The sequence below is a fragment of the Mesorhizobium sp. B2-7-2 genome (assembly GCF_006440775.1).
Taxonomy (GTDB): Bacteria; Pseudomonadota; Alphaproteobacteria; order Rhizobiales; family Rhizobiaceae; genus Mesorhizobium.
Window position 1 is genome coordinate 80,195 of sequence record NZ_VFTZ01000022.1, and the last position, 13,592, is coordinate 93,786.

The 13,592-nt window shown below is 63.3% G+C and carries 18 protein-coding genes and 1 riboswitch; of the genes, 10 read left to right on the plus strand and 8 right to left on the minus strand.

Annotation, left to right across the window (positions count from 1 at the left end):
* Positions 1-30: 30 nt before the first annotated feature.
* Positions 31-1,119 carry a GSU2403 family nucleotidyltransferase fold protein gene (locus FJ425_RS25015; protein WP_140631688.1) on the minus strand — a complete coding sequence of 363 codons (1,089 nt, stop codon included), beginning with the start codon at positions 1,117-1,119 and terminating at the stop codon, positions 31-33.
* Positions 1,120-1,324: 205 nt separating this feature from the next.
* A riboswitch (TPP riboswitch) is annotated at positions 1,325-1,437 on the plus strand.
* Here FJ425_RS25015 and FJ425_RS25020 point away from each other — a divergent pair.
* The 4 genes from FJ425_RS25020 to FJ425_RS25035 all read left to right on the plus strand — a co-directional run bounded on the left by FJ425_RS25020 (position 1,428) and on the right by FJ425_RS25035 (position 4,761).
* Positions 1,428-2,036 carry a YkoF family thiamine/hydroxymethylpyrimidine-binding protein gene (locus FJ425_RS25020; RefSeq protein WP_140541655.1) on the plus strand — a complete coding sequence of 203 codons (609 nt, stop codon included), beginning with the start codon at positions 1,428-1,430 and terminating at the stop codon, positions 2,034-2,036. Its footprint overlaps the riboswitch before it by 10 nt.
* A gap of 159 nt (positions 2,037-2,195) precedes the next feature.
* A complete protein-coding gene (locus FJ425_RS25025; RefSeq protein WP_246673371.1) occupies positions 2,196-2,999 on the plus strand; it encodes an ABC transporter permease in 804 nt (267 codons plus the stop codon).
* A complete protein-coding gene (locus tag FJ425_RS25030; protein ID WP_140631686.1) occupies positions 2,996-3,754 on the plus strand; it encodes an ABC transporter ATP-binding protein in 759 nt (252 codons plus the stop codon). Before FJ425_RS25025 ends, FJ425_RS25030 begins: the two co-directional genes overlap by 4 nt.
* Positions 3,751-4,761: an ABC transporter substrate-binding protein gene (locus tag FJ425_RS25035; protein WP_140631683.1), complete on the plus strand. Its 1,011-nt coding sequence runs from the start codon at positions 3,751-3,753 to the stop codon at positions 4,759-4,761. The genes FJ425_RS25030 and FJ425_RS25035 overlap by 4 nt, the downstream gene beginning before the upstream one ends.
* 8 nt (positions 4,762-4,769) lie before the next feature.
* Here the strand turns inward: FJ425_RS25035 and FJ425_RS25040 are convergent, their stop codons facing one another.
* The 3 genes from FJ425_RS25040 to FJ425_RS25050 all read right to left on the minus strand — a co-directional run bounded on the left by FJ425_RS25040 (position 4,770) and on the right by FJ425_RS25050 (position 7,002).
* A complete protein-coding gene (locus FJ425_RS25040) occupies positions 4,770-5,387 on the minus strand; it encodes a hypothetical protein (RefSeq protein ID WP_140631681.1) in 618 nt (205 codons plus the stop codon).
* Positions 5,351-6,217, minus strand: a complete 867-nt coding sequence (locus FJ425_RS25045; protein WP_181164909.1) for a DUF2167 domain-containing protein — start codon at positions 6,215-6,217, stop codon at positions 5,351-5,353. The genes FJ425_RS25040 and FJ425_RS25045 overlap by 37 nt, the downstream gene beginning before the upstream one ends.
* Before the next feature lie 152 nt (positions 6,218-6,369).
* On the minus strand, positions 6,370-7,002 hold the full coding sequence (locus FJ425_RS25050) for a S24 family peptidase (protein WP_140631678.1): 633 nt from the start codon (positions 7,000-7,002) through the stop codon (positions 6,370-6,372).
* A gap of 80 nt (positions 7,003-7,082) precedes the next feature.
* On the opposite strand from FJ425_RS25050, the gene FJ425_RS32410 reads away from it, so the two are divergent.
* The 5 genes from FJ425_RS32410 to FJ425_RS25070 all read left to right on the plus strand — a co-directional run bounded on the left by FJ425_RS32410 (position 7,083) and on the right by FJ425_RS25070 (position 9,894).
* The gene (locus FJ425_RS32410; RefSeq protein WP_281405769.1) at positions 7,083-7,211 is read left to right on the plus strand and encodes a hypothetical protein; all 129 of its coding nucleotides are present in this window, start codon (positions 7,083-7,085) and stop codon (positions 7,209-7,211) included.
* Positions 7,208-7,606 (plus strand): hypothetical protein, encoded by a 399-nt coding sequence (locus FJ425_RS25055; protein WP_181164908.1) that lies wholly within the window; start codon positions 7,208-7,210, stop codon positions 7,604-7,606. The genes FJ425_RS32410 and FJ425_RS25055 overlap by 4 nt, the downstream gene beginning before the upstream one ends.
* Positions 7,607-7,719: 113 nt before the next feature.
* The gene (locus FJ425_RS25060; RefSeq protein ID WP_140726746.1) at positions 7,720-8,559 is read left to right on the plus strand and encodes a GcrA family cell cycle regulator; all 840 of its coding nucleotides are present in this window, start codon (positions 7,720-7,722) and stop codon (positions 8,557-8,559) included.
* 121 nt (positions 8,560-8,680) lie between these two features.
* Positions 8,681-9,277, plus strand: a complete 597-nt coding sequence (locus FJ425_RS25065) for a DUF6456 domain-containing protein (RefSeq protein ID WP_140631675.1) — start codon at positions 8,681-8,683, stop codon at positions 9,275-9,277.
* A 242-nt stretch (positions 9,278-9,519) separates the two neighbouring features.
* Positions 9,520-9,894, plus strand: a complete 375-nt coding sequence (locus FJ425_RS25070) for an SEL1-like repeat protein (protein WP_140631673.1) — start codon at positions 9,520-9,522, stop codon at positions 9,892-9,894.
* Here the strand turns inward: FJ425_RS25070 and FJ425_RS25075 are convergent.
* From FJ425_RS25075 to FJ425_RS25090, 4 genes are all read right to left on the minus strand, one after another.
* On the minus strand, positions 9,885-11,177 hold the full coding sequence (locus FJ425_RS25075) for a DUF763 domain-containing protein (RefSeq protein WP_140631670.1): 1,293 nt from the start codon (positions 11,175-11,177) through the stop codon (positions 9,885-9,887). The two genes, FJ425_RS25070 and FJ425_RS25075, sit on opposite strands and share 10 nt — an antisense overlap.
* Before the next feature lie 321 nt (positions 11,178-11,498).
* Positions 11,499-11,837 carry a hypothetical protein gene (locus FJ425_RS25080; protein ID WP_140631667.1) on the minus strand — a complete coding sequence of 113 codons (339 nt, stop codon included), beginning with the start codon at positions 11,835-11,837 and terminating at the stop codon, positions 11,499-11,501.
* 126 nt (positions 11,838-11,963) lie between these two features.
* Entirely contained in the window at positions 11,964-12,317 is a 354-nt protein-coding gene (locus FJ425_RS25085; RefSeq protein ID WP_140631664.1) for a hypothetical protein, read from the minus strand.
* A gap of 174 nt (positions 12,318-12,491) precedes the next feature.
* Positions 12,492-12,815, minus strand: coding sequence for a hypothetical protein (locus FJ425_RS25090; RefSeq protein ID WP_140631661.1), 324 nt, complete (start codon positions 12,813-12,815; stop codon positions 12,492-12,494).
* A gap of 250 nt (positions 12,816-13,065) precedes the next feature.
* On the opposite strand from FJ425_RS25090, the gene FJ425_RS25095 reads away from it, so the two are divergent.
* Positions 13,066-13,419: a cupin domain-containing protein gene (locus FJ425_RS25095; RefSeq protein WP_140631658.1), complete on the plus strand. Its 354-nt coding sequence runs from the start codon at positions 13,066-13,068 to the stop codon at positions 13,417-13,419.
* Positions 13,420-13,592 lie beyond the last annotated feature (173 nt).

The window sequence follows — 13,592 nt, forward strand, 5'->3', positions numbered from 1 at the left end:
TTGAACGATACTGCATCATGAGAGCGAGATTCAGCGCAGGCGCATCGGAAAGTCATCAAGGTCTATGCGGGCTTGCTCGAGCGCCTTTCCCAAGACCAGATCAACCATTTCGTGCCTGTCCGGCTTGAGCAGGTTCAATCCCTTCCGCAAGGCCTCTCGCCAGGCATCACCGCGTCCCCAGGCTTCCGCGAAGGCATAGGCAAGGTCGTCCTGTCTGCGCATTGCATCCAGCGCCTCGACCAGCAAGCCTGCCTGGTGGAGATCTTTCTCCCGCTTGGCGGCGCTGCTTCGCTCGCGCCGTGCCGCGACGATCAGCTTATGGACCGCAAAGCGTTCGGGCGAGGGGACAAGCACCGGCACGCCGGAGCGATGCAGGAGCACCGTCCGCACAGGATCGCGGATCAGGAAATCGAGGAAGCGCAGCGGCTGAGCCGAAGCGCCGCCGAGCGAAGGCATCGGACTGGCGTGGTCCGTGTGCTCGTCGCTGCCTCGGTTCGGGGTGAGGAACTCGATCCGGTAGCGCGAGGCGTTCTCGTACTGCGTCGTACGGCCAGCATCCGTCCGGTGCGGGATCTCGCGGAATGTTGGGTCGACCGCCTTCAACACATCGATGACCGGCGGCGTGCTGTCCTCCACTTCGGCCGAAACGGAATGGAACTGTGCGAAGCCGGCATCACCCGTCTGCAGCGCGGCACCTGGAAGGCGCACCCCCAGATATCCGGCATAAGTCTGGAACGCGACCGTGCCGATAAGCACGGCGCGCAAGCGGAAGAGCCCGGCCCTTTCCAGCGCCTCGACGACGTCGCCGGTGAAAGGTTCGGGTGCGCTCAGGCCAGCATCGCGGACAAGCGTGGAGACCAGCTTGCGGCGGCTCCTGAGATCGTCCTTGATTTCCCTGAAGGTCGCGACCCGTTTGGCGATCTCGGGATCCTCGGCCGGGCCGACATAGCGCCGCGTTTTCTCGGGGTGGGTTTCCTCGAAATACCAGTAGTCGCGGCCCTTCACCGGCACGCGCACGAAATTGCCTGCCGTCGAGAAATCCGTCTCGAAGGAGGCATCCAGGCTGCGTTGCACCAACTCGGCATAAAGAGTGCGATAGGCGAGATCGATGGTTTTCATTGCCGCTCCCGGCTCCTACGAAGCTGTTATAGAAATTGTGCGATTTTCTTATAACTTGCGCGCCGTCAATCCAGATCGCAAGGCTATTATAAGAAAATTACAAAAATCTTATAACCACCGGCATCTCCCATAGGGAGATGGGCGCCTGGCCCAATTGACACCGCAAAAAACCGCTTTCCCAGCACCGCAAACAGTGCTTTAACCCGGCCATCCACAGGGGTGCTCCGTACGGTCGGGGCTGAGATGGTGGCGGCAAGCCTCCGGACCCTAAAGCTGATCTGGATAATACCAGCGGAGCGAGGCGGGCCATGTTTTCCGGCGCACAGATTTCCCTTTATCCCATGGCCGACGATTTCGTCGGCGTGATCCTTGGCGCGCTTGGCGCGCTCGATCCTTACCGCGACAGGCTGAGGATCGAGACAGACGACATCTCAACGCTGCTGGTCGGGCCGCCCGAGGTGCTGTTCCCAGCCATGCGCGACCTGTTCGTGGCGGCCGCCAAAAGCGGCAGGCACTGTGTGCTGTCGGCCGCCGTCTCGCGCGGCTGCCCCGGCGAGCCGGATGACCCGATCTGCCGCTCCGAGGAGATCGGCGGCCCGGCGATCCCGCTCGACGAACGCAAGCGCGCCGCGTTGCGCGCCGTCGAGGCCACGCTTTCGACCAATCAGCCGGTGGCGGCGCAATTCTCGCTCTATGTGATGGGCACCGGCGACCACATGGACGAGATCTATGGCTGTATCGACTTCCTGAAACAGTCGGGCGTCTTCGAACGCTCCAAGCATTTTTGCACCAAGCTGCGCGGCGACGCCGGCGCGGTCTTCGCCACTCTGAACGAAGCCTTCTGCCGCTTCGGGCCCGGCGCCGGTCACGTGACGCTCGACATCACCATTTCGGCGAACAGCCCGACCGCGGCTTGAGCGCAAGCTCGATCTATCGAGGTAGATGTCGTGGCTGTTTGGCTTGATCCATTGGGGGGAAGTGTCCCCAATCCTACTTCGCAAGTAGGGCATACGTCGGCGATTGGCGAAGCCCGTCGCGACGGCCAATCTCCTCCCTTGAGGGGGAGATTGGCTGTCATCTCGACCGTCGCCAAGATCTTCCCCGCCGCTGTCGCATTCGCTCTCCTCCTCCTAATTTGGGAACTCTGCGCACGCCTCGGCGGCATCGCCCCCACCGTGCTCCCTGCACCCTCGCGCGTGCTGGCGCAGGCCTGGGAGAACCGGGCGGCACTGGCCGACAACACGCTTCCCACCATGCGCGCCACGCTGGCGGGCTTTGCCTGCTCGCTCGTTGCCGCCTTCATCCTCTCGGCGCTGGTCGACTTCTTTGCCCCCCTGCGCCGCGCGCTGTTCCCGCTCCTGATCGCCAGCCAGACCTTGCCGCTGGTGGCGATCGCGCCGCTGGTGGTGCTTTGGTTCGGCTTCGGGCTGTTGCCGAAGATCCTGCTCGTGGCGCTGGTCACCTTCTTTCCGATGATGGTGGCATTGGTGGAGGGCTATGCCGCCACGGCCCAGGAAATCAGCCAGATGCTTGCCGCCATGGGAGCAGGGCGCCGGCGCATCTTCTGGCTCGCTCGGTCGCCGTCGGCGCTGCCCTATTTCTTCGCCGGACTGCGCATCTCCATCACCTATGCGGTGGTCGGCGCCATCTTCGCCGAATATGCGGGCGCGGCGAAAGGGCTCGGCATCTATATGCTCAGCGCCAAGAACAATTTCCGCCCCGACTTGGTGCTCGCAGCCGTCGCGGTCAGCTCGGCGCTCACGCTGACGCTGTTCGGCCTCGCCGTGCTCGCCCAGCGTCTCGCCATGCCATGGGAAAATGCAAAGAGCGACAGGGCGGGGCGCTATGGCGACAAGCCTTCCGGAGAGGGCCGGCCATGACGCGGCTCGAGCTCCGCAACATGCGAAAAAACTTCGGCGCGCTCGAGGTTTTGGCGGGCATTTCGCTGCATGTCGAAGAGGGCGAGTTCGTCTCGATCCTCGGCCCCTCCGGCGCGGGCAAGTCGACACTGTTCCAGTTGCTCACCGGCGCAATCCGGGGCGAGGGCGAGATGCGCTTCGACGGCGCCCGCTTCGCCTTCATGCCGCAGCGCGATGCGCTGATGCCGTGGCGGCGCGTCATCGACAACGCGACGCTGGGGCTCGAGGTGCAGGGCCTGAAGCGCCGCGCGGCGCGCGAGCGCGTGGCGCCGTTGTTCGCCGAGTTCGGCCTTGCCGGCTTCGAGCGCGCCTGGCCGGCCGAGCTGTCCGGCGGCATGCGCCAGCGGGCGGCATTGCTGCGCACCGTCGTGCAGCAGTGCGACATGCTGCTCCTCGACGAGCCGTTCGGCGCGCTCGACGCGCTCACCCGCGCGGCCATGCAGCGCTGGCTGGAGACGATGTGGCGAAACCATCGCTGGACGGCGCTGCTCATCACCCATGACGTGCGCGAGGCGGTGCTTCTGTCCGACCGCATCTATGTGCTGTCGGCGCGGCCCGCGCGCGTGGTGCGCGAGGTGGCTGTGCCGCTGCCGCGCCCGCGCACCAAGAGCGCGGCGCTTGCCCGCGAGGCGGCCGCGATCGAGGCCGGCATCCTCGACATTTTGCTCGGCGCCGCCGAACCGATTTCCCAACCATCCGATGGAGAAAACCGATGACCGATTTCACCCGCCGCCAGGCGATTCTTCTGGCCGCCAGCCTGCCATTTGCCGGGACTGCTGCACGTGCCCGGGCCGCCGCGCAAAAAATCACCGTCGCGCTCGACTGGACCGTCAACACCAATCACGTCGGCCTGTTCGTCGCCCGCGACAAGGGCTTTTACCGCGACGCGGGCATAGAGGTCGAAATCCTGCCTTATGGCGATACCGGCTCGGGCACGCTGGTGGCCAGCCAGGTTGCCGATTTCGGCATTTCCGGCTCGCTCGGCCTGTTCACGCAAAAGAGCGCGGGCGCCGACCTGAAGGCCGTCTACGCCGTCGTCCAGTCGGAGACCGGCCGCGTCGTCTTCAACGCCGACCGAACCGCGATTATAAGCCCGAAAAATCTCGACGGCCTGACCTATGGCGGCTTCGGCAGCGCCTGGGAGAACGCGCTGATCTCGACCATCATCCGCCATGACGGCGGCAAGGGTGAGTTTTCCACTGTGACGCTGGGTACCTCGGCTTACGAGGCATTGGCCAACGGCGCAGTCGATTTCACGCTTGAGGTCTCGACCTGGGAAGGCGTCGAGGCCGAGCTGAAAGGTCTCAGGCAGCGCAGCTTCCGCTACGCCGGTTGCGGCGTGCCGGACGAGCACACCACGTTGATCGTCTCCAGCAACGCCTTCCTCGCCGCCAACCGACAGGCGGCCGTGGCCTTCGTCCAGGCGACGCGGCGCGGCTACGCATTCGCCGTCGACCATGCGCAGCAGGCAGGCGAGCTGCTGATCGCCGCGAACAAGGATACGCTGACCAACCCGGCGCTGGTGCAAGCCTCGCTGAAGGCGCTGAACGACGAGCATTTCCTGAAAAGCGCGGACGGCGCCATCGGCACCATGGACAAGGCCAAGATGGAGGCGATGGGCGGGTATTTGTTCGCCTCGGGGATATTGCTCGATGGCGACGGCAAGGTGCTGAAGGAGCGGCCGGATCTCGGGGCGTATTTCAGCAACGAGTTTCTAGGGTAGGGTTAGGCCTAACTCTTCGGATCGGGTCGCACAACCCGTGGATTGATCGCGTCGAAAACCTGCTTCGCGTCAAAGGCGCCAATGTTGTTAAGCCCGGTGAGGTTTCCCACCTTTATCAATACGTCCTGGCCGGGCTTGACGATCTGATAGGTACTCCCTGGGGTGTATGTTGTATAAGCCGTGTTTCCGATGATGTTGGTCTGCATCATTCCAGGAGTCTGCCCAAATTCCTGCCTGCTTGCGTCCTGGCCGCCGACGATTACGAAATGTGTATGCCCGGATTGCAACGTGGTTTCGGCTGCTTTCAGCAGCACATAATCCTGCACCGTCGTGGGGTCTGTATAGCCATTCCCCCGCGCGGAGATACGGTACATGTCTCCTCCGATAGGAGCGGCCGCTACGCCTCCGGTGAATCCCATATTCTGGTATTTTGTCTGGCAACCTGCCAACAAAAGCAGAGCCAATAACACAATTAATTTCACTTTCATCCCCCAACCAAACTGGCCATTGGCCGTAAGCAATTCCTTAGAAAGTCGCGGTCTTTGCTCGCGTAAATGAGCGCCGAGAACTTTTTTAAAAGTGAACCGCTCTAGACCTTCTTGCGGCTGAACAGCCTTCTCAGCCACACCAGCGGCAACAGCACGAGGAAGGCGCCCTTCTTCAGCACCAGCAGCGCCAGCGCGATCAGCCCGGCGCCGGCGGCCTTGCCGTATTTGACCCCGAGCATCGTCGCCAAGACGCCCAGCGCGCCGTAACCGGCCACCTTGTCGCCGCTGGAGAATTCGAAATAGGAACTGCCGGCCCTCGGCTTGTAGGCGTCGGCCGACGCCTCGACGATCTTTTGCACGGCATCGCTCGTGATGTTGCCGTTCACCGGTACGATCTTGATTGGGACATAGCCCTGGCGGTCGAAGATCGAGACCGAGATGTTGATCGTCCTGTCGCCGGCCCAGTTCAGGATGTTGGCGTAGTAAAGGATATTCTTGCCCTTATCGATTTGCGGATAAAGGAGCCAGCCGTCGAAGCGGATATCCTGTCCAAGCCGTTGCGACTGCGCTTTGACCGATTCCTTGAAGCTCTCCTCGAGGGAACTAATTTCTTCGTTGCGGTCGGCACTGTCCCAGTCCGCGAGGCTGACATAGCCGTCCGACACGGGTTTTTCGACGGTGAGGTTATCGATCTCCGGCGTGAAGCCGAAGATCAATTGGTCGATCGTGCCGCACTGGTCGCGGTCCCAGCCGAACTCCTTCACCACCAGGTCGCAGCGGTCCTCCGGCTTCAGGTAGAAGGCGGCGCCGCCAGCCGGAGTGATTGTGCCTCTGGCGGCGCTCAGAGGCTGGGTAAAATTTTGCGGATGATAGTCCGCGTCCTCGGCATGCACGATTGCCGGCTGCGCCAGGAAACAGGCATGCGCCACCATAATGAAAATCAGGTTTTCCCTGACCGACTTGTTCATTACCCCCTCCCGCCAATGGGACCCAACCTCAAGCATCCGTGATATAAGAGTATTTCGAAGACAAGCACAAGACGAGAAGTTCCCCTTTTGTTCCTTGTCTCGACCATGGCCCTGCCGAACTGCTCTTGAGACGGCATGCCGCCGCCTAACCCTCACATATCGATCATCGACCGCTTCACCCGCCCGATGATCGTGATCGCGCCTTCCAGCTCCGGCGGCGGGATGTCGAGATAGGATGCCGGCTGGAAAGGCGGATTGTCGTTCGGGCGCCAGCGCTTGTAGGTGGCGCGTCCCGTCTCGTCTGAAATCACGTAGCAGCCATTGGTCACCAGCCGCTTGTCGCGCAGGTTGACGAAGATGATCGAATCCGGCGGCGAGATCTTGTTCATCGACGGCCCGTCAACGCGCAGCGCGATCCACTCGCCTTCCTCGAGATCGGCGGTGGGGATGGTCGGATAGTCGGAGAGGTTGACGACACTATCCTGGCTGCCGAGCTCGCCGGCGCTGATCCACGACACGATCGGCACATCTATGGTGACGGGCGAGGGGGCGAAATTGACCGGCGCCGCCTCTGCGCCGTCCGCGTTGAACAAGAGCCAGCCGGGGTCGACGCCGAACAGCCGGCCGTATTTCTCCGCCGCCTTGCGCGACAGCGGCCGGTTGCCGTTCTCGTGGCTGATCAGCGTGTTCTTGTTGATGTCACGCAAGGCCCGTGCCGCATCGCTGGGCGAGGCATAGCCGGCCTGGGCGCGCGCCTGCTGCAATCTGTGCCGAGAATCCATCATCGTACAAAATGCCTGAAAATTATCGTCCGAAGTGTACGATTTCGCTTGCGCCAATTTCGTACATAACGTACGCTTAGCGCATGAATGAACATCCCGCAAGCATTTCCGCACTGCCGGTGATTCCGGTGCCGCCCACGGGCATCTCAGGGCTTATCGATACCTGGCGGAGCATCGACGCGTTCGCCGCCATGCAAAAGGAGGCGGCATGAACGCGCTGCCTTTCCAATTCGAACCGCCGTTCGAACCGCCGTTCGAATCGCCTGTCGAATTCCAATCGTCCGGACCGTCCCCGGTCCGGGCGCATTCCGGGGCGCTTGCCCCGGATCCGGCTGAACCGCCCGCACCCCGGTTCACCGGAACGGCCGGAGCCGTTCCTCCCCCGGCTCCGGCCCCCAATTCGGGCATAAGCTGCATCCGCACCGAGGACGGCACCGTCATCCTGTTCGACCGGATGACGGGCCGCGCGGTGTCGGGCCTGACGCGGACTGCGGCCGAGGCCGCTCTTCTCCGACTGACCGGCGCGGCGCCGGAGCAATTCCAGAAAAAGTGCGAAGCGGTTTTCCGTCCGGAATTGCGCCAAGACAACGCTGCCGGCGCCGCCTGACCTTCAACGCCTTCGCTGACCTGACCACCAAACGGCCTCGCGGCCGAACCCTGGCGCTTGGCCTGAAGCCTGGCGCTTCGCCCCAAGTGCTTCGCAATCAACGGAATGAGCAGATGGCAGCCGCCTACACCGAGAAGGAAATCGACGAGATCGCCGCTTTGCTAAAGGAGGGGCTGTCGGCCTCGCGCATCGCCGGCCGCTTCAGCGCGCTGCGCGGCAGCCCGGTCTCGCGCAACGCCATTATCGGCATCGTCCACCGCAACGCCGGTTTGAGCGCCATCGGCTTCGCCAACCCCAAGGGCGGCCGCGCCGGCGGCAGGCCGAAGAAGCCCGCCCGGCCGGATCGTCCGGGCGGGCGGAGAAGGGTGGCCGCCGGAGAGGTGACGCTCTCCGAACCCGCCGCGCTTTCAAGGCATGCCGAATTGGTGGAGACCGCCGGCGCCGCAACCGCCAATCTTCTCCCAAGTGGGGGAGATGCCCAGTCCACCCTCCGCAACTGCTGCGCAGCCGCTGCGGAGGACGGGCAGGACAGAGAGGGACGCTGTCCCGCCGACGTATCCGCGTATGGCGCCTCGGTGAATCCGGACCTCATCACTGCCCGCACCCCCAAGCCCAAAAAATCCAAAGCCCGCAAACCCGCGCGCACGCTTCCGCCCGCCTGGCTCGCCCCTGGCACCCGCGAAAAATCCGAAGCGCATCTCTACAAGCTGCCAGCGCCGCCGCCTCCGGTGAACCCTGGCCGCCAGCCGCATGTAGCGGCCATGCGCTTCCTCGACTGCCTGTTCGGCCGCTGCCGCGCGCCGCTCGATCTCGCGCTGCGCCAGGATGCCGAAGCCGATCCCGTCGGCACGCGCCCGGGACTGGACATGCTCTGCTGCGGCCTGCCGACGTCGGCCACGCGCTCCTACTGCGCCCATCACCATGCAAGGTTTCACGGCCATCGCGGCAGGTGATGTGAGGGCGCCAGGCTCTCCTTCTCCCCTTGTGGGAGAAGGTGGCTCGGCGCTCTGCGCCGAGCCGGATGAGGGATGCCTCGCGCCAACATCTATAGAATTCCAACCCAAGGACCGCACCATGCCCCGCAAATCCGCCAAGAAACCCCAGCCGCCAAAGCTCCCCAAGGGCGAGGCCGAGCAGGTACGCATCCGCCGCGAGATCGGTCACGACTTCGCGCTGAAGCCCGACGGCTTCGGCCGCCAGCGCCTCACCACCGGTACGGCGGAAGCGCGCCGCATCTACGAGGTGTCGAACGGCGGCTACACCTCCACCGGCGGCGTCGTGCGCCTGCGCAATGTCGACCCGCTCACCGGCGTCACCTCGCTCAGCCGCCAGCAGCGCGAAGCCGGCCAGCGCTTCCGCGACGATTTCGAGCGTAGTCAACGCGAAGGCCTGCTGCCGCAATCCTGGAGCGAGCGAGTCGATAGCGGTCGAATCGGCGGCGGCGTCCCGGACCGGGTGCTGTCAGCCGGCCGGGCGTATGCCCACGCCGCCGCTGCGCTCGCCCATTGGGAAGTGGCTGAAGCGGTCCGAAAAATCTGCCTCGAAGGCCAGTCGGTGAAGGCCGTCGCCGAACGCACCGGCGACGGGCGCGACGTGGTGGTCAAGCTGCTGAAGATCGGGCTGGATTTGTTGGCGGTGCATTATGGGATGATGGGAAGGAAGGTAGGGTGAATATTAGAAAGTGCTGGTTGATCTTGGGATAACCATAAGCAGAGAACAAAACAGTCAAGTTGTCGAAAGATGGTTATTGGTACGATGAGTCGGTATTGTTGTTAAAGCAATGCAATCGGTTCGAAATGTAGCGGGTGGGGATATGCCTAAAGCGAGGACCAGACTGATTGCTTGGCTCCTGATAGGCCTGGTCGTGGTGGCAGCAATTAGCGTGGGGTTGTTGCTGCTGCGAAACAAATGAGATGGACAGAGGTGTACAAGCGCTGAAGCGAGAGGACGGCACCGCTGCATTGGCGAACCTGAAACCGCTGGCGCAGCTTGGGGATCGATCTGCCCAGATGCTAGTAGGATCAATCTACGCCTACGGATGGGGCGGCATACCGAAGAGTGATGCGGATGCCATATACTGGTTCCATCGGCTCGGTTCGAGGGGCCCGCTGGTTGCCGAGGAAGGCGCCGATCCTGCTGCGCCGTACCAGCTTATGGTTGCAAAGGCTTATGCCAGCGGCGCTGACGGGGTGAGAACCGACCCTGCCGAGAGTCTGAAGTGGCTGAAACTAGCCGCCGAAGCTGGAAGCAAGGAGGCGTCCGCGGCACTCTCCCAGCCTCAGCCTTGATCATCGCCGCCCTTTCTTCCCGGCCCGCTTCTGCTCTCCAAGTCGCGACCCTCCGGCTTCCCCTCCCACCCGAACACGCTCCGCCCGCCCAGCAAATGCGACTGGTCCATCTCACCCGCGACGATCTCCTTCAGGCTCGGCCCCGTCACGTAGCGCTCCATCCGACGGGACTCACCATCCAGCCGCCTCAGCGCCTCCAACTCTTCGGTTCTTCCGAGCCTCGCCTTTCCCACCGCCGATTTCAGCACGGCGATCGTCTCGTCATAGACTTTCAGCGGCACGGGGAAGGGGTGGCGGTCCTTGCCGCCATGGGCGAGGGAGAAGCGGGCCGGGTCGGAGAAGCGATAGGGGGCGCCGTGCACCACTTCCGACACCATGGCCAGAGCCCGCACCGTGCGCGGGCCGACGCCGGGGACCAGCAGCAATTCAGGAAAATCCTTCGGGCCGCTTTCGATGGCCGAGGCGATGTTGCTGTGCAGGCGGCGCATCACGATGTCGCTTTCGCGCACATCGTGATGCGCCGGCATGACGAGGTTGGGCAGCAGCGGCTGCGCGGCCGGTTCAGGCTCCGACCGCGGTTCCAGCGCGGCCAGCTCGGTCAGGATCTTTTCCGGGCTCATCGTCTTGAGCAGCGCGATCTGGCCGCCGCGGGCTTTCTCGGCGCGACGGTCGGTCAGGTTGACGATCTCGCTCTGGCGCTCGCCCTCGATCGCCGCATGCGGTTGGTCGACGAAGCTTTTGAGCCCCTCCGACAGCCAGTGGTAGCGGCGTGCCTGGCGGGCGTCCCCGTTCATGCCTTGCTGCACCACCACCCAGCGCCCGTCATCGGTGACGATGAAGCCGTGCAGATAGAGGTCGTAGCCGTCCTGCACGGCGGCGCTGTCCACCTTGGCGACGAGCCGGCTGGCGGTGGCCAGGGCATCGCCGTCCAGCCCGACGCGCTCGCCGATGGCAATCAACTCGCCGGGCGTCTTGCGCGAATGCGCGCCGCGCCCGCCGCAGACATGGATGCCAAGCTCATTGCTGAGCGGGTTGAGCCCCCGTTTCAGCGCGCCGATGACCGAGGTGGTGATGCCGGACGAATGCCAGTCCATGCCCATCACCGCGCCGAAGGACTGGAACCAGAAGGGATGCGCCAGACGGCGCAAAAGCTCGTCGCGGCCGTAATGGTGGATGATCGCTTCGCACAGCACCGCGCCGAGCTTCGTCATCCGATCGCCCAGCCATTTCGGGACCCGCCCGCCATGCAGCGGCAGGTCGGCGCTGCCGCTTCGCTGCGTCAAGGATGTTCTCCGTGGATGCCGGAGAATTAGATGGCATTTTGCCGGTAATTTGCAAGGCGCCGACGCGATCTCCCCCACGAGGAGCAGCGCAATCGCATATGGGGTTTATTGGCGAAGGCCAAAGCAACGCCGTCATCCTCAGGCTTATCCCGAGGATCCGCCGTCGCACGCGGATATAGCGCCCAGTTCAGGCAGGCCGGTAGATCCTCGGGACAAGCCCGAGGATGACGCCATTAAGGCATGCAGGTTATCCGAACTCCCAAAAGCCATATGCGATCTCCCCCACGAGGAGGGAGATCGGTCCGCCGGCCGCATCACCCGCTAATACCGGTAATAGTACCCGTGGTGATGCCTGTGGTGCCGGTAATGATGCCTATGGTGGTACCGGTGGGGATAGATGTAGTAGTGTCTGTAATACCGATGGTACCGGTAGTGCGGATAGCGGACCACGTAGCCGGGATAGTAGTCATCATAGTAGCGCGGCCCATAATAGCGGCCGCCGTAATCGTAGAACGGGCCGCCATAGAACGGGCCGCCGTAGAACGGATAGCCGCCAAACGGCCCGATCCCGAGACCGAAGAAGCCTTGCGCATCTGCCGGCGCGACCGTGGCCACTGCCGAAGCGATGGCGATTGCCGAGGCAAGTAGAAGCTTTTTCATGGCAAACCTCCTCCTGAAGGTTCGCACTGACAACGCTTGACGAGCCGAAAAGCTGCCTAAGACAGTGGGCCCGGCGCGAAAATCGGCGGGATTTGAAGCCGCGCCTGCTTCCCGGCGGCGGATCGTCTAGCTGCAGACGCGCACCTCCCGCGTGAACCTGTGGTCGTGGCTGCGGGTTCTGACCATTTCGATCCGGCAATGGCGGCCGTGCTTTACGACACGATAGCGGCTCGGCGGGGCAACATAGCCGCCTTCATAGTCGTTGCTGTAGGCCGGGCCGTAGCCGGGCCCGTCATCCTGATAGGGGCCGTCCCAATAGGAGCCGTACACCGGAGCGTAGTTGTAGCTGTCGTAAAAATCGCCGAACGGGCCGTAGTCGAAGTAACTGCCGCCCAGGAATACGTTGCCTGCATCCGCCGATGTGATGACGGCCGCTGTCGAGGCCAGGGCGAACACCGAGGCAAACAGGAATTTTTTCATGGCAACCTCCTGAAGGTTCACCCAGGACAACGTGCGGCAAGCCCACAAATTGCGGCGTCCTGCACAATCAGCAACATTTGAGGGCTTCGTGAGCGCGCGAGGCGCTCCAGGCACACGTCGGACGACAGCACGGAGCGGGCGAAAGCCGTTCCGCGCTATCCAACCAGGGTGACTCTAGTAGCCGTTGTAGCCGTTACCGCAGACGCGCACCTCCTCCACCACGCGGTGGTGGTGGCGCCAGTGGCTCACCAGTTCGGTTCGGCAATGATGGCGATAATAGCGGTGATGGTAGCGAACCACATAGCCGCCATTGTCGTAGTCGTCATTGTAGACATGGCGATAATAGCGGTGAGGGTAGTATCCGCCGTAATCGTCATAATAGCCGTCATCATAGCCCGGCCCGATGCCAATGCCCAGTTGCACGCTACCGGCGCTGGCCGGCGCGATCGCGAACGCCGAGGCGATGGCGATCATCGAAGCAAGTAGAAGCCTTTTCATCGCTGCCTCCTTGAGTTGCAGGACGCCCCTTCAGGGGATAAACGGTTTCGACGGGACCGGTGTTCCGAGGAAAATGCGCGGCCCTATCTCAGGGACGAGCCCGTTCGCAAATGCGGGAAAACGCTCGCTCCCCCGCAAGATGCACGGATCAGGGGGAATAGCGCGTCGCGCGATGTCGCAGCATCGCTCGCGCACCCTTGGCGCCATCGGCTATGCCACACCGACGTAAATTTCAACCGCAGGAGCTCCCATGACCAAGCAGACCATTCTCAAATTCGGCCCCGTCGAGCATGCCGAGGCCGGCGACCTGCCGGGCTGGATCGTCGTGGAGGGCAGGCCGACCATGCAGACGGCCGTGCAGCACACCACCGAGGACGGCAAGGTGATGTCCGGCACCTGGCGCGCTTCGCCCGGCACCTATCACGCCACCTACACCGACTATGAATTCGTCCACATGATCGCCGGCCGCATCATCATCACGCCCGACGGCGGCGAGCCGGTCGAGGTCGGCCCCGGCGATGCTTTCGTGGTCGAGGCCGATTTCAAAGGGACGTGGAAGATCATCGAGCCGGTGACGAAGCATTTTGTCGTTGTGGTGGGGTGAGGGGGCATGAGCTGCTGATCTCTCCCCACAAGGGCTAGGCTATTCACACATCTTCTGTGACTGGCGCGACTGATCAGGCCGAGGCTTGATTGCCAGGTGGTTCCCCCAATCCGTCGCTGCTTCGCAGCGCCACCTTTCCCCCTCCGGAGGGAAAGGAAGGGAGCGTTGCTGGA

What these genes read in the sequence shown, in the direction of transcription:
- FJ425_RS25080 (WP_140631667.1), bottom strand. Translation starts at nt 11,837, where the DNA reads ATGAAAAAGCTTCTACTTGCCTCGGCAATCGCCATCGCTTCGGCAGTG.
- FJ425_RS25090 (WP_140631661.1), bottom strand. Translation starts at nt 12,815, where the DNA reads ATGAAAAGGCTTCTACTTGCTTCGATGATCGCCATCGCCTCGGCGTTC.
- FJ425_RS25095 (WP_140631658.1), top strand. Translation starts at nt 13,066, where the DNA reads ATGACCAAGCAGACCATTCTCAAATTCGGCCCCGTCGAGCATGCCGAG.
- FJ425_RS25085 (WP_140631664.1), bottom strand. Translation starts at nt 12,317, where the DNA reads ATGAAAAAATTCCTGTTTGCCTCGGTGTTCGCCCTGGCCTCGACAGCG.
- FJ425_RS25030 (WP_140631686.1), top strand. Translation starts at nt 2,996, where the DNA reads ATGACGCGGCTCGAGCTCCGCAACATGCGAAAAAACTTCGGCGCGCTC.
- FJ425_RS25070 (WP_140631673.1), top strand. Translation starts at nt 9,520, where the DNA reads ATGGACAGAGGTGTACAAGCGCTGAAGCGAGAGGACGGCACCGCTGCA.
- FJ425_RS25035 (WP_140631683.1), top strand. Translation starts at nt 3,751, where the DNA reads ATGACCGATTTCACCCGCCGCCAGGCGATTCTTCTGGCCGCCAGCCTG.
- FJ425_RS25065 (WP_140631675.1), top strand. Translation starts at nt 8,681, where the DNA reads ATGCCCCGCAAATCCGCCAAGAAACCCCAGCCGCCAAAGCTCCCCAAG.
- FJ425_RS25050 (WP_140631678.1), bottom strand. Translation starts at nt 7,002, where the DNA reads ATGATGGATTCTCGGCACAGATTGCAGCAGGCGCGCGCCCAGGCCGGC.
- FJ425_RS25055 (WP_181164908.1), top strand. Translation starts at nt 7,208, where the DNA reads ATGAACGCGCTGCCTTTCCAATTCGAACCGCCGTTCGAACCGCCGTTC.
- FJ425_RS32410 (WP_281405769.1), top strand. Translation starts at nt 7,083, where the DNA reads ATGAATGAACATCCCGCAAGCATTTCCGCACTGCCGGTGATTCCGGTG.
- FJ425_RS25060 (WP_140726746.1), top strand. Translation starts at nt 7,720, where the DNA reads ATGGCAGCCGCCTACACCGAGAAGGAAATCGACGAGATCGCCGCTTTG.
- FJ425_RS25045 (WP_181164909.1), bottom strand. Translation starts at nt 6,217, where the DNA reads ATGAACAAGTCGGTCAGGGAAAACCTGATTTTCATTATGGTGGCGCAT.
- FJ425_RS25020 (WP_140541655.1), top strand. Translation starts at nt 1,428, where the DNA reads ATGTTTTCCGGCGCACAGATTTCCCTTTATCCCATGGCCGACGATTTC.
- FJ425_RS25015 (WP_140631688.1), bottom strand. Translation starts at nt 1,119, where the DNA reads ATGAAAACCATCGATCTCGCCTATCGCACTCTTTATGCCGAGTTGGTG.